Below are 3017 nucleotides of genomic sequence, written 5' to 3'. Positions count from 1 at the left end.
CACCACCGAACGGGCCGAGCTGCGCGAGCTGCTGCTGGGAGCGGTCAGTCCAGGGTGTTGACCATGAACTGAGCCGCGTGGGTGACGTACTCCCAGAAGCGGGCATCCTGCTCGGGGGTCAGGGAGACCTCGTCGAGGCCGGCGCGGAAGTGCACCAGCCAACGGTCCTTGGCCTCGGGGGTCACCGCGAACGGCGCGTGACGCATCCGCAGGCGCGGGTGGCCGCGGGTGTCGCTGTAGGTCGTCGGGCCGCCCCAGTACTGGATGAGGAACAGCAGGAAGCGCTTCTCGGCGGGGCCGAGGTCCTCCTCGGGGTAGAGCGGCCGCAGCACCTCGTCGGTCGCGACGCCGGCGTAGAAGCCCGCCACGATGCGGCGGAAGGTCTCGTGGCCGCCGATCTCCTCGTAGAAGCTGCGCTCGTCCGGGGTGCCCGGGGTGATGTTCATCGGGCTCATTCTGCTCCGGTGGTGACGCCGTCGGTCGTGGACCCCGCGGAGGGCTCCTGACGGTGCCACACCACGCGCTGGGCGAAGGGGATCTCGATGCCCTCGTGGTCGAAGCGGGCCTTGATGCGCTGGCGCATCTCGCGCGCCACGGCCCACTGCGAGCCCGGCGTCGTCTTGAGCACGACACGCATGGTCACGGCGTCCGCGGCGAGCTCCTGGACGCCCCAGACCGAGGGCTCCTCGATGACCTGGCCCTCGAAGTCCTCGTCCTCCCACATCGCGTGGGCGATCTCCTCGAGCACCTTGCGCACGCGGGCGATGTCCTCGTGGTAGCCGACGCCCACGTCGAGCACGGTGCGCGACCAGTTCTGGCTCTGGTTGCCGACCCGCATGATCTCGCCGTTGGGGACGTACCAGACGGTGCCGTTGATGTCGCGCAGCCGAGTGACTCGCAGGCTCACTGCCTCGACGGTGCCGATCGCCTCGCCGACGTCGACGATGTCACCGACCCCGAACTGGTCCTCGAGGATCATGAAGATGCCGGACAGGAAGTCCTTGACCAGCGACTGGGCGCCGAAGCCGAGCGCGATGCCGATGATGCCGGCGCTCGCGATGATAGGGGCGATGTCGACGCCGATCTCACTGAGCATCATCGTGCCGAAGACCGCCACGACGACGCCGGTCACGATCGACTTGAACAACGACCCCATCGTCTCGGCACGCTGAGCGCGCCGCGCCGCAGCCATCGGGTTGGCGCGCTCCGAGGCCATCCCCAGCTTGCTGGTCGCCGGGTCCTCGGCGCGCTTGACGACGCGGTCGATGGCCTTGCGCAGCACCCAGCGGATGCCGAGGGCCAGGACGAGGAGGCCGAGGATGGCCAGCGGGATGCCGATCAGGACGTCCGACCAGTTGGCCAGCGTCGAGTTCTGGGTGATCTTGAAGACGAACTCGCAGATGTCCTCACCGTCGCCGCACGTGTTGATGCTGGTGTCCGTCTCGGAATCGATCAACCCGGAGGCCACGAGGCCGGTGATGGAGAAACTCATGGACCCATGCCTAGCAGGTGAGGTGGTGTCGTCCGAATCACCTGCCCACTCCCGTGCCTCGGCTGCGTCGGGGCGCCGAGTGCCGATACCCTGTTGCGCGTGAACCCTTCGCCGACTGCCGCCGCCGTCCGACGACTCGCCACCGTGTCCGTTGCTCTTGCCGCGACCGGTGCGACCACGCTGATGTTCGCCGGGCCCGCCTCGGCCGAGCCCGCCGAGGGCTGGCCGGCCACGGAGCCGGTCGACGGCCTCAACGCCCTGCTCCTGCTGGGCGGCATCCCGCTGCTGCTCTTCGTGGTCATCGCGGTGCTGACCTACCTCCCGGCGATGGTGCGTGGCGAGAGCATCGCGCCTGGCTCGCAGGGCGTCGAGGACCAGTGGCTCGGCGGCCCGCGCACCTCTGGTGAGCTCGCGGCCCCGGACGGCGAGACCTCGGCCGCCGGCGGCGCCAGCGGTCGCTGGTAGGTCACGGACATGTCCGGCATCCACGACCACACCCTCACCGGCGCGCAGCGTGCCGAGCTCGACCTCGCGATGCGCAAGGCCGAGCAGCTGTGCCGCGCGGAGTTCTCGGTGTTCATCGGCACCAGTGACGGCGACCCCCACGACTTCGCGACGAGCCTGCACAACTCGCTCGTCGCGCCCTCACGCAGCATCCTGATCATGGTCGACCCCGCGGAGCGAGCGATCGAGGTCGTCACCGGCGGTCACGTACGACGCTCGCTCGGCGACCACCAGGCCGACCTCGCCGTCGCCTCGATGGCGGCGTCGTTCGCCGAGGGCGATGTGGTCGGCGGACTGCGCCGCGGCATCCAGCAGCTCGCTGAGGCCGCCCGCCCCGAGAACACCCTCCACTCCGGGTCCTGACCTCACGCCGAGTCGGCGCGAAGACGCGCCGACTCAGCGACAGGCGGTGGGTTACTCGGCGTCCTTGGCCTGGGCGGCCAGGGCGCGCGCGACCTCGGCCCGGCCCTCGCGCACGTAGCGCATCGCACCGGGGTTGGCCTCGGCCGTGGCGAGCCAGGCGTCGACCTTCTCCAGCAGCTCAGCAGAGGCGAGCGGCTTGGGGAAGATGTACTCCAGCGCCACCGAGCCCTTGTGGGCGCCCAGGGTCTCCCACGTGGAGGTGACGGCGTCGAGGTAGCGATCGACGTACGGCGCCAGGACGTCGTCCTGGTCGTGGCGCATGAAGCTCAGCACCACGCTGCGCGCGGTCTCGTTGGGCGTCGTCGGGTCGAGCATCGCCTGCTTCCAGGCGCGCTCCTTGGCCTCGACGGTCGGCATGGCGGCGCGCGCGGCGGCAGCGTTCTCCTGGCCGGAGATCGTGTTGTCGAGCGCGAGCTCCTCGTCGATGCGCGCGTCGTCGGCGCGGCCACGGGCCGCGAGGCCGGTGACGAACGTCCAGCGCAGGTCGGTGTCGACGGCGAGGCCGTCGATCACGACCGACCCGTCGAGCAGACCCTCGAGGTCGGCGAGCGCCTCGTCGCTGCGCGCAGCACCGGCGTAGGTGCGCGCGAAGGTGAGC

General features: G+C 70.3%; 5 protein-coding genes. 2 read left to right on the top strand and 3 right to left on the bottom strand.

What is annotated here, in order from left to right; genetic code table 11:
• Positions 1–44: 44 nt before the first annotated feature.
• Positions 45–446, bottom strand: coding sequence for a globin (locus VOI19_RS17240; RefSeq protein WP_323794184.1), 402 nt, complete (start codon positions 444–446; stop codon positions 45–47).
• Positions 447–451: 5 nt separating this feature from the next.
• Entirely contained in the window at positions 452–1492 is a 1041-nt protein-coding gene (locus VOI19_RS17235) for a mechanosensitive ion channel family protein (RefSeq protein ID WP_323794183.1), read from the bottom strand.
• 99 nt (positions 1493–1591) lie between these two features.
• On the opposite strand from VOI19_RS17235, the gene VOI19_RS17230 reads away from it, so the two are divergent.
• Both VOI19_RS17230 and VOI19_RS17225 read left to right on the top strand, forming a co-directional pair.
• Positions 1592–1957 carry a hypothetical protein gene (locus VOI19_RS17230; protein WP_323794182.1) on the top strand — a complete coding sequence of 122 codons (366 nt, stop codon included), beginning with the start codon at positions 1592–1594 and terminating at the stop codon, positions 1955–1957.
• A gap of 9 nt (positions 1958–1966) precedes the next feature.
• Complete coding sequence (locus tag VOI19_RS17225; RefSeq protein ID WP_323794181.1) at positions 1967–2359, top strand: DUF5130 family protein; 393 nt, start codon at positions 1967–1969, stop codon at positions 2357–2359.
• A 51-nt stretch (positions 2360–2410) separates the two neighbouring features.
• Here the strand turns inward: VOI19_RS17225 and VOI19_RS17220 are convergent.
• Positions 2411–3017, bottom strand: a 607-nt coding sequence (locus tag VOI19_RS17220; RefSeq protein ID WP_323794180.1) for an ERAP1-like C-terminal domain-containing protein, incomplete at its 5' end; no start/stop codon positions are given.

This window comes from Nocardioides sp. (assembly GCF_034670285.1).
In the GTDB taxonomy this organism is placed as follows: domain Bacteria; phylum Actinomycetota; class Actinomycetes; order Propionibacteriales; family Nocardioidaceae; genus Nocardioides.
The sequence above is the reverse complement of the archived record's forward strand: the minus strand, read 5'-3'. Positions and strand labels throughout refer to the sequence as shown.

Excerpts from the sequence above, each read along its gene's own strand:
- VOI19_RS17240 (WP_323794184.1), bottom strand. The coding sequence starts at position 446 with ATGAACATCACCCCGGGCACCCCGGACGAGCGCAGCTTCTACGAGGAG.
- VOI19_RS17235 (WP_323794183.1), bottom strand. The coding sequence starts at position 1,492 with ATGAGTTTCTCCATCACCGGCCTCGTGGCCTCCGGGTTGATCGATTCC.
- VOI19_RS17225 (WP_323794181.1), top strand. The coding sequence starts at position 1,967 with ATGTCCGGCATCCACGACCACACCCTCACCGGCGCGCAGCGTGCCGAG.